We start from the raw sequence: 16772 nt of genomic DNA, 5'->3' as shown, positions 1-16772 counted from the left end.
TTTATATTAATTGTAAACGATTGCTTTCGAGCGATTGAAATAAAGGAGGTGGATTCTGGCACCAATTGGTGACCAGAGGTAAAATGTCAAAAGGTATTGTAATTTCACCAGAAAAATGCACAGGATGTAGAACCTGCGAGCTTGTATGTTCATTCTACAAAATTGATGAGTTCAATCCAAAAGATGCAGCAATTTCGGTACTGTCTTATGATGAAGCTGGCATACAGGTTCCTATGACCTGCTTGCAGTGCGATGAACCTCATTGTATGACAGTTTGTACTGTAAATGCAATTACAAAGGATTCTAAAACAGGAATAGTTCATGTTGATGGAGAAAAATGTATTGGCTGCAAAATGTGTGTAAGCGCTTGCCCTTTTGGAAACATGACCTATAGTTCAAGACAAAAAAAGGTTATAAAATGTGATTTATGCGACGGGTATCCTCAATGTGTTAGATTATGTCCTAGTGGTGCATTAGATTACAAAGAGTTGGATAGTTCTTTACAAAAAAGAAAGAATATTGCTAGCCAATTTGTAGAAACACTTAGAGAGGGGGCAAAATAATGAACGGTTGGACTGAAAAACTAATTAGAGTTAATTTGTGCGATGGAAAAATAAGTGTAGAAAAATTAAATATGGATGATGCTAAATTATATATTGGTGGCAGAGGTCTAGGCTCTAAATACCTATATGATGAAATTGACCCTGAAATTGATCCTCTAAGTCCTAAAAACAAGCTTATATTTATGACTGGACCTATGACTGGTACATATGCCTCATGTGCAGGTAGATTTAATGTAGTTGCAAAGGCTCCCCTTACAGGTACAATAGGTGCTGCTAATTCAGGTGGTCATTTTGGACCAGAATTAAAATTTGCTGGTTATGATGGAATTATATTTGAAGGAAAATCTGATGCACCTGTATATTTACATATTAATGATGATACAATTGAATTAAAAAAAGCGGATCATTTGTGGGGCAAAACAGTTATGGAAACTACTGATATCTTATTACAGGAAAATGAAGAAGATGCAAGGGTTGCATGTATAGGTCCTGCTGGGGAGAAGCAAGTACTATTTGCTACTGTAATGAATGATAAAGATAGAGCAGCTGGAAGATCTGGTATAGGCGCTGTTATGGGGTCTAAAAATCTTAAAGCAGTAATTGTAAAAGGTACAAAAGGCGTAGGAGTATCTAATAAACCCGACTTTATGAAAGCAACTCTTGATTCAAGAGAGAAAATTTTGGTTAATCCTGTTGCAGGTAAAGGCGGAGGTCTTGCTACTTATGGAACCCAAGTACTTGTTAATATATTAAATGAAACTCATGCACTACCAACAAACAATTGGCAAACTTCAAGATTTGAAGATGCTGATAAAATTAGCGGTGAATATTTAAAAGAACATTACTTAATTAGAAACAAAGCATGTTTTGCCTGCCCTATTGGCTGTGGAAGAGTAATAAAAATCCCTGATGGCAAATATAAAGGAATAGTTGCTGGTCCAGAATATGAGGCTGGATGGTCCTTTGGTGCTTCAAGTGGCGTAAACGATATGAATGCTATAGATAAAGCAAATCATGTATGTAATATGCTGGGTATGGATCCTATTACAATGGGTGCAACAATAGCATGTGCAATGGAACTTTATGAAAAAGGAATAATTACAAAAGATGATTTAGGTGGAAAAGAATTAGTTTTCGGAGATGCAGAAGGTATTATAGAATGGGCTGAACGTACAGGTTACAGAGATGGTTTTGGCGATATAATGGCTTTAGGATCATACAGAATGGCTGAAAAATTCGGTCATCCTGAATACTCTATGAGTGTTAAAAAACAAGAAATGCCAGCATATGATGGTAGGGCTATACAGGGTATGGCTTTAGAATATGCAACTAGCAACCGTGGAGGATGTCATGTTAGAGGTTATTTAACTTCACCTGAAGTATTAGGAATTCCTATCAAGACTGACCCTCTTGAAACCGAAGGCAAAGCTGCACTTCTTAAATTATTCCAAGACTTAACTGCTATGATTGATTCATCGGATATATGTTTATTTACTACGTTTGCTTTAGGGTTGCCTGAAATTGCTGCAATGTTAAGAAGCACTATAGGAGTTGATATGACTGACGAAGAGGTACTGATGGCAGGTGAAAGAATTTGGAATTTAGAAAGATTATTTAATTTAGAAGCTGGATTTACTAGAAATGATGATACTCTACCACCTAGATTGCTTCTAGAACCTTTAACTAGCGGTCCTGCAAAAGGAAGAGTAGCTGATTTAGATGTTATGCTGGATGAATATTATAAACTTAGAGGTTGGGATGAATATGGTATTCCTACTGATGAAAAAGTAAATGAACTATCTATAAGTGTAAAAGCTGTAGCTGAAGCAGATTTTTAATACAATTTAAGTAGATAATAGAACATCCATTATATATATAATGGGTGTTCTAAATATTTTTATGAAGGTGAAACTATGAGCATTGAATCCAATTATGATTCTATAGATTCAGAAGAATCAATAAAATCAATTAATATAATAAAAAATTACCCAAAAGAAAAACGTTATACCTTAGCGATACTTCAAGATATACAAAAAGAATTTAACTATATACCAAGAGATATAATGGTTAGTATATCTGAATATTTAAATTTACCACTAAGTGATATATATAGTATTGCAACATTTTATAAATCACTAAGTTTAAAACCAAAAGGAAAATATATAATTAAAGTATGTAATGGTACTGCATGTCATATACGCGGTTCAAATAAATTAATAGAAGAAATAAGTGAAATGCTAGAAATATTACCAGGTGAAACGACAGAAGATGGACTATTTTCTATTGAAATTGTAAATTGTTTAGGTGCTTGTGCCCTAGCCCCTGTTATGGTAATTAACGGAAAATATTATGGAGATATGAATAAAGAAAAAGTTAAAGCCGTAATTGATGAATATAAGGGGGCAATTTAAATGAATGATAAATGTGATAATAAAAAGAAAATTTTAGTATGTTGCGGAACCGGTTGTATCGCAAATAATAGTATAGAAATTTATAACAAGTTAAATGAAAGACTTAAAAATTCTGATATTTCAGTTGAGCCAATTATTAAAGCAACAGGATGTAATGGTTTGTGTGAAAAAGGACCTGTTGTAAAAATAATGCCAGATGATATTTCATATTTTAAAGTATCCACTAATGATGTAGATGAAATTATAGAAAAAACAATTAAAAATGACATTACCATTGACAGGCTTTTGTATTTTGATACAAATAAAAAGGAAAAAATAAAATCTCATAGAGATGCAACGTTTTATAAACCTCAACATAAAATTGCTTTAAGAAATATCGGTGAAATTGACCCATTGATAATCGAAGACTATTTAGAACAGGATGGGTACAAAGCACTGCATAAGGCTTTATTTCAAATGAGCCCTACAGAGGTTATATATGAAGTGGAAGCTTCACATCTTCGTGGTAGAGGTGGAGCAGGATTTCCCACTGGATTAAAATGGAGAACATGCTCTAAATATGATCAATATCCTAAATACATAGTGTGCAATGGTGACGAAGGTGATCCTGGGGCTTTTATGGATAGAAGCATAATGGAAGGTGATCCCAATACAGTAATTGAAGGTATGATTATATGTGGTTATGCAATAGAATCACATAAAGGATTTTTATATATAAGAGATGAATACGAACTTGCAAGAAAAAACATGGAAATTGCTATTGAAAGCGCAAGAATACATGGGTACCTTGGAACAAATATATTAAATAGTGGTTTTGACTTTGATTTAGAAATAGTAAGAGGTGGAGGTGCATTTGTTTGCGGTGAATCAAGCGCACTCATGGCATCTATAGAAGGAAATATAGGAGAGCCACGTGCTAAATACATACGTAGTGTTGAAAAAGGATTGTGGAACCAACCTACGGTTTTAAACAATGTAGAAACTTGGGCTAATATACCACCTATTATTTTAAATGGTTCAAGCTGGTTTAAAGAGATCGGAGTTGAACATAATACAGGCACAAAGGTTTTTTCTTTAGTTGGAAAGGTAAAAAACACTGGATTAGTTGAGGTTCCTATGGGAACAAAATTAAACACCCTTGTTTTTGAAATAGGTGGAGGCATAATAAAGGACAGACCTTTTAAAGCAGTTCAAACTGGTGGTCCATCTGGCGGATGTATACCTAAAGAACATTTAGATATTTCTCTTGACTTTGATTCGTTAAATAATATTGGTTCAATGATGGGGTCCGGTGGCGTTATCGTCATGGATGATACTACCTGCATGGTTGAATTAGCTAGATATTATATGGAATTTCTTTCAGAAGAATCCTGTGGTAAATGTACAACATGCCGTGAAGGCATTAATACAATGCTTAAAATATTAACTTATATCACAGAGGGAAAAGGTGAAATTGATGATATTGATTTACTTATTCAGTTGGGTGAAACAATTACAGAAGCTTCATTGTGTGGCTTAGGTAAAACTTCTCCTAATCCCGTTATAACATCTATTAAATATTTCAAAGATGAATACATAGACCATATTATAAACAAAAAATGCAGTGCTGGTGTTTGTAAAAACTTAACAAGTTATTCTATTGAAGAAAGCATTTGTATAGGATGCGGATTATGCAAAAGAAAATGCCCCGTAGATGCAATTATAGGAAGTAAAAAGAATCCACATGTTATAGATATAAAAAAATGTATAAAATGTGGTTCGTGCTATAGCGTTTGTCCTACAGGTGCTGTAATAATAGGAGGTGCTATAATTTGAAAATTAAAATAGATGGAAATTATTACGAAGGTAATCTAGGTGAAACACTATTAGAACTTGCTATAAGAAATAATATAGACATTCCCAACCTTTGTCATAAAAGCGGATTAATTGGTCAAGGTAGATGTAGATTATGCATGGTAGAAGTAACAGAAGGAACTAAAACTAAAATTGTTTCTTCATGTGTTTTCCCTATCAAAAATGGAATTGAAGTATCTACAAGCACTGAAAATATAATTAAAATAAGAAAAGACATAATAATGCTATTGTTACTTAGAACGCCAAACAATGAATATATAAAAAGCTTAGCAGAAGAGTATAATGTAGTCCCACCTACTCGTTTTGTTGATGTTAATTCAAAAGAAAATTGTATTTTATGTGGTTTATGTGTAAAGGCATGTGAATCAATGGGTACAAATGCAATATCACTTGTTAATAGAGGAACAACTAAAGCTGTATCAACACCCTATGATGATGCTTCAAAGGATTGTATAGGATGCGGTGCATGTGCAGATGTTTGCCCTACTAACAATATAAAACTAGTGGATAAAAATAATGAGAGAAATATATGGAATAAAAAATTTAATTTAGTTCCATGTTCTAGATGTGGAAAATACTATACTACAGAACAAGCAATAAACTATGTTAATAAAAAACTAAATACCAATGAAGAACCATTATGTGATAGTTGCAAAAGAAAGATAATTGGTGAAAAATTTAAAGAATCTTGTCAAAATATATATTAACTTGTCATATTTTATAGTAACACTTTTTAATTTGTAGAATACAATACTAATGAGCTTGACTCAAAAATTTATTATAAAAAAGGTGTTATTAATGTGTTGTAATAGATCAAACAATAATGGTAATGTGCAAGGTAATTCAGGTAGAAGAAGCTGTTGGAATCCTTGTCCTGGAAACGTAAGAGGTATAACAGAAATTGCATTAAGAGGTCCAGGATGCATAAACGGAACAGGTCGATGTTTAAGACGTAATGAAGTTGTTCAAGGTGAAAGCGGTTTTGATGATGATTGTTTCTGGGTAAGCCCTGATAGAGGTAACAATTCTAACTGGAGACACTGTGGAAACAACAGTAATTGGTGCTTAAGATGTTTAGAAAGATTGCTATCAGACAATGCTGGTTGCCCACGATAGTTGAATATGATAAATAAATTATAGAAATAAAATATTTTTTAATTAAATTTTCTAATATTAAAGTGTAAATTTTAATTACTTTACCAAATTTTTAATTACTATATAATTTATATCTGGTTAAAATATTCATATAGCTTTTTTTACAAACGAAGGGAGCTGTATGAATGAGTAATAGAAATAAATTAGTAGTACCAGAGGCTAAGCAGGCATTAAATGATTTAAAAATGGAAATTGCCCAGGAAATAGGATATCCAACAATAAACGGCATGACATCTGAAATGTACCCAGCTCTGGTAAATGGCTTAAGTGTTAGAGAAATGGTACGTAGGGGAGAAAAAATGTTAATAAACAAAACACCTACAGATCAAGATATCTACTAAACCATTAAGATGCAATGGGGTCAGACCCCATTGCATCTTTCTTTTTTATTTAGTTAAACAACTCTTTTTCGCTTTTACAAAGGGGTTTACCAAGGTATTTATAAGCTTTTATTAGAAATGGTTCCTCTAATGAAGCTTTATCTAGAATAGCTTTTTTTAAAAACACTTCTTGTATTTCCCCCTCAGCTAATACCTGTCCCTTATTTAAAACATATACATAATCACATATCTCATAGATAAAATTCATATCATGGCTTGAAACAACTATAGTCTTGCCTTCATTTGCTATATTATTAATAATATTTTTTATATTCTCCCTTGATAAATAATCAAGTCCTGCGGTTGGCTCATCAAATAAAATTAGTTTTTGGCTCATAGCAACTGTTCCTGCGATTGATACATTCTTTTTCTGTCCATAACTTAGGAAATGAACGGGTTTGTTCTTAAGGTCCAAAATATTTGTTTTTCCCATTGCGCTAATAACTCTATCATCTATCTCCTTTTTATCATATTTAAGATTTCTAAGTCCAAAGGCTATATCGTCATAAACACTTGAAAAAAATATTTGCTTATTAGGGTCCTGAAACACTAATCCAACGTCCATTCTTAGAGAAGTGAGAGTTTTTTTATCGTATTTAAGTACAGTATCATTATAAATTATATTTCCCTTTGTTGGTTTAAAGAGTCCCAAAAAATTCATGAACACAGTTGATTTACCTGCACCATTTGACCCAATTATTCCAATTTTTCTTCCCTTGTTTAAATCTATATTAACATTATCAAGTGCAACTGTTTTATCTTCATATATATAAGTTACATTCTCCATTTTCAACATAATTATTTGCCTGCTTTTTTAATTTATCTTGTTTAATCCACATAAAATGTACCATCAAAATGCTTTATTTCTAAAATATTTACCATACTTGTATAACGACTCATAATCCTTACAAATAGAATTTTAATTAAAATAGCTAAAGAATTCATAGAGTTTTTATAGCTGTTATACCCAAATCTCATTTTTTGAGCTAAATGAATTTGAGATACTTCTTCAAAAAATATTGCAATAAATCTGTAAGTCAAAACGTATATTTCTATAAATACGGATGGAATTTTAATTTTTTTCATAACTTTTATTTGTTGATTACATGGGGTAGTCAATATTAGAAAATACATTCCAATTATAGAACTAATAGCTCTAAGAGAAATAGTTCCTCCTCTTTGTAAAGAACCTACTGTTATTCCTATATAAAAATTCATAAAATTAAAAGTTTTTAAATAAATAAATTTTGAAACATCATTTATTTCATGAAATCCAAATGATAATATTATAGTTAAAATACTTATAAATAGGTATATAATAGGTGCAATTAGCATTTTTACATAAATTTTAATTGGTATTTGTGCCCCAGATACAGTTGCCATAGATACAACAAATATCATAACAAGAAATATCCATATATTTGAATTAACTATTGATATAACTATTATTAAAATAGAACACCACACCTTGATATAAGGATTTGATTCTGAAAATTTATTTGTATATGCAAGCTTATCTATTATAAGCATTTTAACACTCCTTTTATTGCAAATTGTATGCAACATAACTGTTATATTGCATACATCTATTTATGCTTTTTTCACTTTTGAATTATCTTTACTATTTGATTCTCTTTTTCCTTTAACTAATCCAAAGAAATATCCTATAACACCTGCGCCTATAGCAGCCTGTAATGAAAATAATAAACTTTCTATTTCACCGCTTGCTGGTTCTAAAAGAGGACTAAACCAAGGCTCATAATTTGGATTTATTTCAGTTATAACCCCTTCTGCCTGCCCATCAGCACCGCCAAATTCAGCATTTTTCACAAATATAAGTGGTGATGTAATTAATACTACTACAACTAGCAACAATAATAAATTTTTATTTGATCTTTTCAAGTTGATATCCTCCCTCTTTTTGATAGTTCATAATTAAATCATAAATTATTACTGTTAAAATTCCTTCTGCTATAGCAAGTGGTATTTGTGTTACTGCAAAAATACTTAGAAATTTAACCATAGAACCCATAACGCCAGTTACTGCATCTGGATGTGCTAGAGAAAGTTGTATTGAAGTTATAACATATGTAAAGAAGTCTCCTAGTGCTGCTGCTAAAAATACTGCAACTTTTAAATTTGTTTTTTTGAATATTCTATATACAAAATATGCAACAAATGGTCCTGCAATCGCCATAGAAAATACATTAGCTCCCAATGTAGTAATTCCACCATGAGCCAATAGTAATGCTTGAAATACAAGCACTACTAGCCCTGATACCGCCATAGGGAGTGGTCCAAATAAAATAGCGCCTAATCCAGTGCCTGTAGGGTGCGATGTGCTCCCTGTAACCGAAGGCATCTTAAGTGCTGACAAAATAAAGACAAATGCAGTTACCAAGGCAAATAGTAGCTTTTGATTTGAGTTTTCTCTAAATGTTTTAGATATTGTCCTAACGCCAAGTATAACAAATGGTGCACTAACAACAAACCAAAAAATCACCCAAGGTAAAGGTAAAAATCCCTCCATAATATGCATTCCAAATACATAATTTGGAGCTAATAAAAATACTGATAATAAAGACATTACTAAATAAATTCTCTTTTTCATTTTATTCTCCTTTATGTTAATATAATTTTTATATTATCTTATTCTATCAACAAAAAGCTCTATAGCTCTTTCATTAGAACCTAACCCTGTTATAAATGCCTCGACCTCAAAACCATTTTTTTTCAAATATGACTTAATTGAATCGTCATCATCTGAAGCTATATCGTTCATAGCATGGTCTCCTGCAACTACTAAAAACGGATACAAATATATTTTTCTAAACTTTTTTTCCTTAAGTTCTTTTATTACATCATCTAAAACTAAATTCCCTTCTATGCTTATCATATAAGAATTGTTTAGTACTTCCCTCAATAATCCCTCAAATTCTTTATAGTATTTATCAGCTTCATGATCTGTTCCATGACCAACTAGAACAACTGCCTCGTCACTTTCCAAATCTATCTTAATATACGATTTAATAACGTCGACTTCTCTTTCTCCCATTGTCTCATTTAAAAAAGTTCTTGATACTTTTATTTCAGCAAAATCATTTTTGTATTCCTCAACAGCATGCAATATTTTCTCATACTCAGATCCTGGTATTATGTGAGTTGCTAAAATAGAAATATGAGTATATCCGCCTCTTTTTAATTTACTTAAGCAAGTTTTCATATTATCTATTTCAATATTTTCTTCTCTTTTTATTTTTCTTCTAATCATCTCTGACGTAAACACCCTAAAGCAATCAACATCCTTGTATTTATCTTTTACTTTATTTTCAATTGTTTCTATATACTTTTCTCTTGATTCTTTAATTGAACATCCAAAACTTGCATTTATTATGGCCTTTTTCATTATTCCTCCTGACAAACTAATATTTAGAAAGCTCCATGAAAGCTTTTAAATTAGCTTTTATTGTATATTCTATATCTTTATCACTTAGTGTAGCATTCATAAACATTACTTCGTATTGAGCCGGTGGAAGCAATATTTCACTTTTTAGCATGCTTTGAAAATATTTCGCATATTTTTCAGTATCCGAAGTCACAACATCAGAATAACCGTTTACTTCTCTATCAGTGAAAAACAAACTTAACATTGATTTATATCTGCTTACAACAGCTTTCACTCCAGACAATTCTATATTTGATTTGAATCCTTCTTCTAATTTCTTTGCCTTATTTTCAAGTTCAATATATAATTTTTGATTATTTTTCAATCTGTTTAATACTGCTATCCCCATAGACATTGCAAGTGGATTTCCCGAAAGAGTACCTGCTTGATATACCTTTCCAACAGGAGATACCATACTCATTATTTCCGATTTCCCTCCATATGCCCCTACAGGTAGTCCACCTCCTATAATTTTTCCAAAGCAGACCATGTCTGGAACTATATCAAATAACTCAGCTGCGCCACCATAAGATAATCTAAATCCGGTTATTACTTCGTCATATATTAAAACTATGTTATTGTCTTCTGTAATCTTTCTTAATTCCCTCATAAATTCTATATTAGGTGCAACTACACCCATATTTCCTGGAACAGGCTCTATTATTATACAAGCAATCTCACCCTTGTTTTTTTCTATCGTTTCCTTTACAGAATCAATATTGTTGTATTCACATACTAAGGTGTGTTTTACTGTATCCACAGGAACTCCTGGACTAGTTTGTACATTAAATGTAAGTGTTCCCGAACCTGATTTTACTAGCAGACAATCTGAATGTCCATGATAGCAACCCTCAAACTTTATTATTTTATCCTTGCCAGTATAACCTCTTGCCACTCTGATTGCACTCATAGTAGCTTCTGTTCCTGAGTTTACCATCCTTACCATTTCGCAACCTTTATATGCTTGTGTTATAATTTCTGCCATCTCTACTTCTACATCAGAAGGAACACCATAAGATACACCTTTTTCAAGAGCATTTATTGCAACCTTATTTAATTCTTCATCACAATGACCAAAAATCATAGGACCCCATGATGATATGTAATCAATATATTTTTTTCCATCTACGTCATATATATATGAACCTTTGGCATTTCTGATAAATATAGGATTCATATTAACCGAACCAAAGGCCCTGACAGGACTATTTACACCACCAGGTATAACCTTCACTGCCTTTTCGAATAATTCATTTGATTTATTCATTCTTATCTCCCACCATTTAAAATTTTTGCTATATCTTTTGCAAAATAAGTAATTATAATATCTGCACCAGCTCTTTTAATTGCTAAAACAGATTCAAATATTGCCGATTTATCTAATATTCCATTCAATACCGCTGTTTTCACCATGGAGTATTCACCGCTTACATTATATGCAGCCAGAGGAATATTAAAATTATCCTTTGCTCTTCTTATAATATCTAAGTATGTAAGAGCTGGCTTTACCATAATTATATCTGCGCCCTCTTCTATATCTAACGCCATTTCTCTAACAGCCTCATCAGAATTCGCAATATCCATCTGATAGCTCTTTCTATCTCCGAACTGCGGAGCTGAACCTGCAGCACTTCTAAATGGTCCATAAAAAGAAGTTGCATATTTTGCACTGTATGCCATTATTGGTATATTAAGATAACCATTGTCATCTAGAGCTTTTCTCATATGGGCTATACGAAAATCCATCATATCAGATGGCGCTACCATATCTGCCCCTGCTTTTACATGACTAAGTGCTATTTTAGATAAATATTCAAGAGTTTCATCGTTCAATACATTTCCATTCTTATCTAAAATTCCACAATGTCCATGAGAAGTGTATTGACACATACATACATCTGTTATTACATACATGCCGGAATTTACTCTTTTTATTTCTTTTACAGCTCTTTGAACTATTCCATTATCATCATAAGCACTGCTGCCTAACTTGTCTTTTTCATTAGGAACTCCAAATATCAAAACATAGTTAATTCCAAGTGTTTTTAGTTCTTCTATTTCTTCATTTAATCTGTCAATTGAATAATGATAGCAATCCGGCATAGATGGTATTTCACTTTTTATATTTGTACCTTCTACTGCAAATATAGGATAAATCAAATCATCCTTTGACAAATGTGTTTCACGTATTAAATTTCGTGTTAAAGCATTTTCTCTCAATCTTCTCATTCTCATAATGTCCTGTTCTCCTATTGTCCTAATATTGCTTTAATTAAATTTTCAATATTATATATTTTTGCTTCTTTGTATACTTTAAATCCATGTTTTTCAATAGTTTTACTTGTGATTGGTCCGATGGATACTGTCTTAGAATCTTTAATATTCTCTAGAACAGATTTATCTACATTCTCCATAAAATTATCAACTGTAGATGAACTGGTAAATGTTACATAATCAATTCTTAAATCCTTTAAATAATCTGTATCCTCTATACTTTCTGCAACGGTATCATATATTGGAACCTCACATAATTCACACATATCAGAAAGCTTATCATGTAAAAACGCTCTAGCTTTCAACGCTCTTGGCAACAAAATCCTGTCAGTTGATTTTATTTGACTTTTTATTTCTTCATAAAGTTTCTCGCCCACATATTCAGAAGGGATAAAATCAGATTTTATACTGTATTTTAGCAGTTCTTTTGATGTCCCATCACCTATTGCAAAAATTTTAATATTTCCTAATGTCCTAACATCTTTATCTTCTAATAGAGAATCCATAAATATTTTTACCCCATTTGCACTAGTAAATATTATATGTGTATATTTTTCTATATTATTTTGTTCAAATTTTAATTTATCCTGATTTATGCTTTTAACAGCTATTGTTGGTAATTCAATTACATTAGCTCCTAATTCTTCGAGTTTTTGAACTAATGTGCTCGCTTGACTTCTAGACCTTGTAACTACAATATTTTTACCAAACAAAGGTCTAGTTTCAAAAAAATTTAACTTTTCTCTTAAATTAACAACATCTCCCACAACAATTAGACTTGGACTATTTATCTTTTCAAGTTCAATATCCTTAGCAATATTTTTTAAATTTGATGTTATTACCTTCTGGTCTGGATATCCACCATGACTTATAATGGCGCATGGCGTTTCTTCATTTTTTCCGTTATTAATCAAACCATTACAAATATTTGACAGATTCTCAAGACCCATATAGAAAACCATGGTTCCATGTAGCTTTGCAAATGTAGCAAAATCCAAACCCTCTTCATTTTTTCTGTGTCCTGTTATCAAATGAAGCGATGAACCGTAATCCCTATGTGTAATTGGAATGCCAGCAAAGCAAAGTCCTGCAACTCCTGAAGTAATACCTGGCACTACTTCAAATTCTATACCTCTTTCAACGAGATATAAAGCTTCTTCGCCGCCTCTACCAAATACATAGGGGTCTCCGCCCTTAAGCCTTACAACCATTTTTCCTTCTCTAGATTTCTTTGCTAAAATTTCATTTATTTCATCTTGAGAGAAAATATGATTTGAAGATTGCTTACCAACATTAATTAACTCTTTTGACTTATCACCTTTTTTTATTAATTTGTTATTAAGCAGTCTGTCATATACTATCACATCTGCTTTTTCCAGCAGTTTTTTTCCTCTTACAGTTATATGTTCTTCACTTCCTATTCCAGCGCCAACTAGATACACCTTACCGTAATCACTCATAATTTTTTAGCTCCATTTTCAATTTTTCTGCTATCTCAACTCCAAGTTTTTCAGCATCACTCAAATCAGCCGTACCTTGCTCAAATAATAATTGCTTACATTCTTCATCTCCATATATAGCATACATAGTTATTTTATCATGAATTATTTCCGTATATGCACCAACTGGAAGGTGACAACCCCCGCCGATAGTTTTTAAGTAAGCTCTTTCAGCTTTTGCCCTAATTGTAGTTTCATCGTCCTCTATGGTTTTTAAAACACTTATTATTTTTTCATCATCTTCTCTTATTTGTAAAGCAAGAATACCTTGACATGGTGATGGAATAAATATCTTAGGATCAAAATAATAGCTGATTCTATTTTCATAATTGGCTCTTTTTAAACCCGCTGCTGCTAAAATTACACCATCAAGATTTTCTGTATCAATTTTTTTCATCCTTGTTTCTATATTACCTCTAATATCCTTAATAGATATATTATTTAACAATCTCAGAAGTTGAAATCTCCTGCTTATACTTCCTGTACCTATTAAGCAACCCTCTAAATCAGAAAGTGATGTTATAACTTTTTTTGAAACAATTACATCTCTGGAATCTTCACCTTTTGGAATAGCTCCAAAAGCTAGACCAATCGTGTGCTCAGAAGGCATATCTTTCATAGAATGTATTGCTAAATCAATACCATGGTTCAATAATTCATTCTCTATTTCTTTTGTAAAAATACCTTTATCATTCATTTTATGTAATGGGACATCAAGTACAATATCTCCCTTTGTTTTTATTACTTTTATTTCAAAATTAACATCAGGATTTTTTTCTTTAAGCTGATTCACAACTAAATTTGTCTGAACTAATGCTAAATTACTACCTCTTGTACCAACGGTTATTTTCATCTGGATACTCCTAACACTTTATTTCTCTCATTATCTTTAACTTTTTTAATAAATCTTCATTACTATATAAAATTAAGCTTTCAATTATATCACTAATATTTTCTTTATTATAATTATAACTTTTTTCTTTTACCAAAAGTTCTCTTATTTCACACAGCAAGTTTATTTTTTCAATAAATTCTGTATTTAAAGTTTTTTCAACTTCATTTAATAAAATTTTAGAAGCACTTGGGCTTCTTCCTCCGGTACTAACTGATACAGTTATGTTTTCTTTTTCCATGGTTGCCATTGTTATAAAGTCTGAAGCCTCCTTATTATTAGTCATCATAGCCATAACTTTATTATCGTTATAATATTTAAATATTTTTAAGTTCAGTTCTTTATTTTCTGTACAAATAAAAACAATAGTATAATTTACATCTATATTAATGTTATTAATATCAATAGTCCTCGACTCCAGTATTATCTTATCACCAAATACCTTTTTAAGCTCTATTACTTCATTACTAAACTGTTTTGATACCACAGTAATACTTGCCAAAGTTTTTACAAGTTGTTTTAATTTCAAATTGGCAGCTCTGCCTCCACCTACAACTAGTATTTTTTTATCTTTTGAATCAATAGCTAATGGATAATATCTCATTTCAACTCAAATAGTTCTTGAAGCACTTTTACATACCCCTCTAACTTTTCTTCCTCCTCTATCTCTTTCAAATTTAAGATTGCTTCTCTTAAAAGCTTCCTCATAGAAGATTCAACCATTTTTTCAATGATTTTTTTATCCCTGTGATTTAAAGAAACTTTCCTATATATGTATGAAAGTGAATCATTTTTTATATTTTGGCATTTGTTATTTATAGACTCTAGCACAGAATCCACACCTATACTTTTCTTCCATTTGTTGAATTCAACAATACTTTCATTTATAGTATACCTACTTTTTTCCATCAAAGTTTTCCTCAATCTTTGATTCTCCTCAGATTCTGATTTTAGAGAATCCACATCATATAATAAAACATTTTCTAAATTTTTAACATCTTCCTCAACATCTCTTGGTAAAGCTAAATCAAGTATGTAAACTGGTTTTTTTCTATTGAAACCAATATCCTCCTGTTTAATAATAATATGAGGCGATGATGTTGCACAAATAACTATATCGACAATATTAATAGCGTTTTTGAGATTCTCATATTTTACTACTTCAATATTATCAATTTCTTCTGATATTTCTATAGACTTCAATAAATTTCTGTTTGAAACATATATCTTACCTATTTCATATTCTCTAAGATGAGTAAGTGCCAAAACTCCCATTTTACCGAGCCCTACAAGAAGAACTTTTTTATCTGACAAGTCACATATTTCTTCTTTAATTCGTTTTACACCTATATAGCTTATAGACAGAGGATTTTCTGATAATTTTGTTTCAGTTTTTATTTTTTTTGAAACTGTAATAGCTTCTCTAAAAAGTTTATTTAAAATTTTACTGCTACCTTTTAGCTCAATTGCTGTGGATAGTGCATCTTTTACTTGTCCAAGTATTTGATCCTCTCCAATTACTATTGAATCAAATCCACAGCACACTTCATATATATGTATCAACGCATTGTTTCCCTTTTTATCAAAAATATATCCTTGAACCGACCTATCACCAAAAAAATTAATATAAAAATCCTTTACTACATTAATAGCATTGCTAATATCCAATGACGCAACATATATTTCACTTCTGTTGCACGTAGATAATATTAAAACTTCCTTAATACCACTTTCTAAAAGAATTGCCGTAGCTTCAACTTTTTTAGATTCACTAAATGAAACTTTTTCTCTGATTCCAATTGGTGCTATATTATGATTTATACCGATAACTGCTACATCCATTTTTAACCACTTCCAATCAACCTATTTAAAACTAAAAAAACCATAGCCTTAGGCTATGGTTTATATGCAATAAAATACACTTAATAACAACTTCCCTCCGAAGACTTATTGGTAAAATTACTAGGCAGGTCTCCTGACTTATGGATTATCCTACTCTCAAAACCTTCCCAGAAAATATTCCAGTGGTATACTTTGATTTCGTTCCAATTACAGTAGCGGGGGCTGTAGCGGATTTTAACCGCTTTCCCTTTTAATTATATAAACCTATAATTTTCATATATTTAATTTTATAACTTTAATCTATTCTCTCTTAATTCAAATTTACATTTAATTTAACACATATAAATAATTTTGTCAATAAATATAAAATTTCAATTATTTTTTTTGTCTTTGTTCAAATTCTTTATTCTGTTCATCGATACTGTTTATTCGGATTTGCTAATATAAATAGAGCAAT

Annotated in this window: 18 protein-coding genes and 1 riboswitch; of the genes, 7 read left to right on the top strand and 11 right to left on the bottom strand. The window is 31.2% G+C overall.

Annotated features, from left to right (window positions below):
* Positions 1-83 precede the first annotated feature (83 nt).
* From J2Z76_RS10025 to J2Z76_RS09995, 7 genes are all read left to right on the top strand, one after another.
* The gene (locus tag J2Z76_RS10025) at positions 84-563 is read left to right on the top strand and encodes a 4Fe-4S dicluster domain-containing protein (protein WP_209511906.1); all 480 of its coding nucleotides are present in this window, start codon (positions 84-86) and stop codon (positions 561-563) included.
* A complete protein-coding gene (locus tag J2Z76_RS10020) occupies positions 563-2401 on the top strand; it encodes an aldehyde ferredoxin oxidoreductase family protein (protein ID WP_209511905.1) in 1839 nt (612 codons plus the stop codon). The genes J2Z76_RS10025 and J2Z76_RS10020 overlap by 1 nt, the downstream gene beginning before the upstream one ends.
* 75 nt (positions 2402-2476) lie before the next feature.
* Positions 2477-2974 (top strand): NADH-quinone oxidoreductase subunit NuoE, encoded by a 498-nt coding sequence (nuoE, locus tag J2Z76_RS10015; RefSeq protein WP_209511904.1) that lies wholly within the window; start codon positions 2477-2479, stop codon positions 2972-2974.
* On the top strand, positions 2975-4789 hold the full coding sequence (locus J2Z76_RS10010; protein ID WP_209511903.1) for an NADH-quinone oxidoreductase subunit NuoF: 1815 nt from the start codon (positions 2975-2977) through the stop codon (positions 4787-4789).
* Positions 4786-5535: a 4Fe-4S dicluster domain-containing protein gene (locus tag J2Z76_RS10005; protein ID WP_209511902.1), complete on the top strand. Its 750-nt coding sequence runs from the start codon at positions 4786-4788 to the stop codon at positions 5533-5535. Before J2Z76_RS10010 ends, J2Z76_RS10005 begins: the two co-directional genes overlap by 4 nt.
* A 91-nt stretch (positions 5536-5626) precedes the next feature.
* The gene (locus J2Z76_RS10000) at positions 5627-5944 is read left to right on the top strand and encodes a hypothetical protein (RefSeq protein ID WP_209511901.1); all 318 of its coding nucleotides are present in this window, start codon (positions 5627-5629) and stop codon (positions 5942-5944) included.
* 164 nt (positions 5945-6108) lie between these two features.
* Positions 6109-6324: an alpha/beta-type small acid-soluble spore protein gene (locus J2Z76_RS09995; RefSeq protein WP_209511900.1), complete on the top strand. Its 216-nt coding sequence runs from the start codon at positions 6109-6111 to the stop codon at positions 6322-6324.
* Between the two features lie 49 nt (positions 6325-6373).
* Here the strand turns inward: J2Z76_RS09995 and J2Z76_RS09990 are convergent, their stop codons facing one another.
* From J2Z76_RS09990 to hemA, 11 genes are read right to left on the bottom strand one after another with little or no spacing between them, the layout of a single operon-like run.
* Entirely contained in the window at positions 6374-7159 is a 786-nt protein-coding gene (locus tag J2Z76_RS09990; protein WP_209511899.1) for an energy-coupling factor ABC transporter ATP-binding protein, read from the bottom strand.
* A gap of 32 nt (positions 7160-7191) precedes the next feature.
* The gene (gene cbiQ, locus J2Z76_RS09985; protein WP_209511898.1) at positions 7192-7893 is read right to left on the bottom strand and encodes a cobalt ECF transporter T component CbiQ; all 702 of its coding nucleotides are present in this window, start codon (positions 7891-7893) and stop codon (positions 7192-7194) included.
* 60 nt (positions 7894-7953) lie between these two features.
* Positions 7954-8271: an energy-coupling factor ABC transporter substrate-binding protein gene (locus J2Z76_RS09980; RefSeq protein WP_425347562.1), complete on the bottom strand. Its 318-nt coding sequence runs from the start codon at positions 8269-8271 to the stop codon at positions 7954-7956.
* On the bottom strand, positions 8249-8974 hold the full coding sequence (locus J2Z76_RS09975) for an energy-coupling factor ABC transporter permease (RefSeq protein WP_209511896.1): 726 nt from the start codon (positions 8972-8974) through the stop codon (positions 8249-8251). The genes J2Z76_RS09980 and J2Z76_RS09975 overlap by 23 nt, the downstream gene beginning before the upstream one ends.
* 33 nt (positions 8975-9007) lie before the next feature.
* Positions 9008-9769 (bottom strand): sirohydrochlorin cobaltochelatase, encoded by a 762-nt coding sequence (locus J2Z76_RS09970; protein WP_209511895.1) that lies wholly within the window; start codon positions 9767-9769, stop codon positions 9008-9010.
* Between the two features lie 16 nt (positions 9770-9785).
* A complete protein-coding gene (hemL, locus tag J2Z76_RS09965; RefSeq protein WP_209511894.1) occupies positions 9786-11075 on the bottom strand; it encodes a glutamate-1-semialdehyde 2,1-aminomutase in 1290 nt (429 codons plus the stop codon).
* A gap of 2 nt (positions 11076-11077) precedes the next feature.
* Positions 11078-12043 (bottom strand): porphobilinogen synthase, encoded by a 966-nt coding sequence (gene hemB / locus J2Z76_RS09960; RefSeq protein ID WP_209511893.1) that lies wholly within the window; start codon positions 12041-12043, stop codon positions 11078-11080.
* 14 nt (positions 12044-12057) lie between these two features.
* Positions 12058-13542 (bottom strand): uroporphyrinogen-III C-methyltransferase, encoded by a 1485-nt coding sequence (gene cobA, locus J2Z76_RS09955; protein ID WP_209511892.1) that lies wholly within the window; start codon positions 13540-13542, stop codon positions 12058-12060.
* A complete protein-coding gene (hemC, locus tag J2Z76_RS09950; protein WP_209511891.1) occupies positions 13535-14434 on the bottom strand; it encodes a hydroxymethylbilane synthase in 900 nt (299 codons plus the stop codon). Before hemC ends, cobA begins: the two co-directional genes overlap by 8 nt.
* Before the next feature lie 10 nt (positions 14435-14444).
* Positions 14445-15077 carry a precorrin-2 dehydrogenase/sirohydrochlorin ferrochelatase family protein gene (locus tag J2Z76_RS09945; protein ID WP_209511890.1) on the bottom strand — a complete coding sequence of 211 codons (633 nt, stop codon included), beginning with the start codon at positions 15075-15077 and terminating at the stop codon, positions 14445-14447.
* On the bottom strand, positions 15074-16315 hold the full coding sequence (gene hemA, locus J2Z76_RS09940; protein ID WP_209511889.1) for a glutamyl-tRNA reductase: 1242 nt from the start codon (positions 16313-16315) through the stop codon (positions 15074-15076). Before hemA ends, J2Z76_RS09945 begins: the two co-directional genes overlap by 4 nt.
* A 106-nt stretch (positions 16316-16421) precedes the next feature.
* Positions 16422-16598, bottom strand: a riboswitch (cobalamin riboswitch).
* Between the last annotated feature and the right edge of the window lie 174 nt (positions 16599-16772).

Source organism: Sedimentibacter acidaminivorans (genome assembly GCF_017873955.1).
GTDB lineage: Bacteria > Bacillota > Clostridia > Tissierellales > Sedimentibacteraceae > Sedimentibacter > Sedimentibacter acidaminivorans.
The sequence above is the reverse complement of the archived record's forward strand: the minus strand, read 5'-3'. Positions and strand labels throughout refer to the sequence as shown.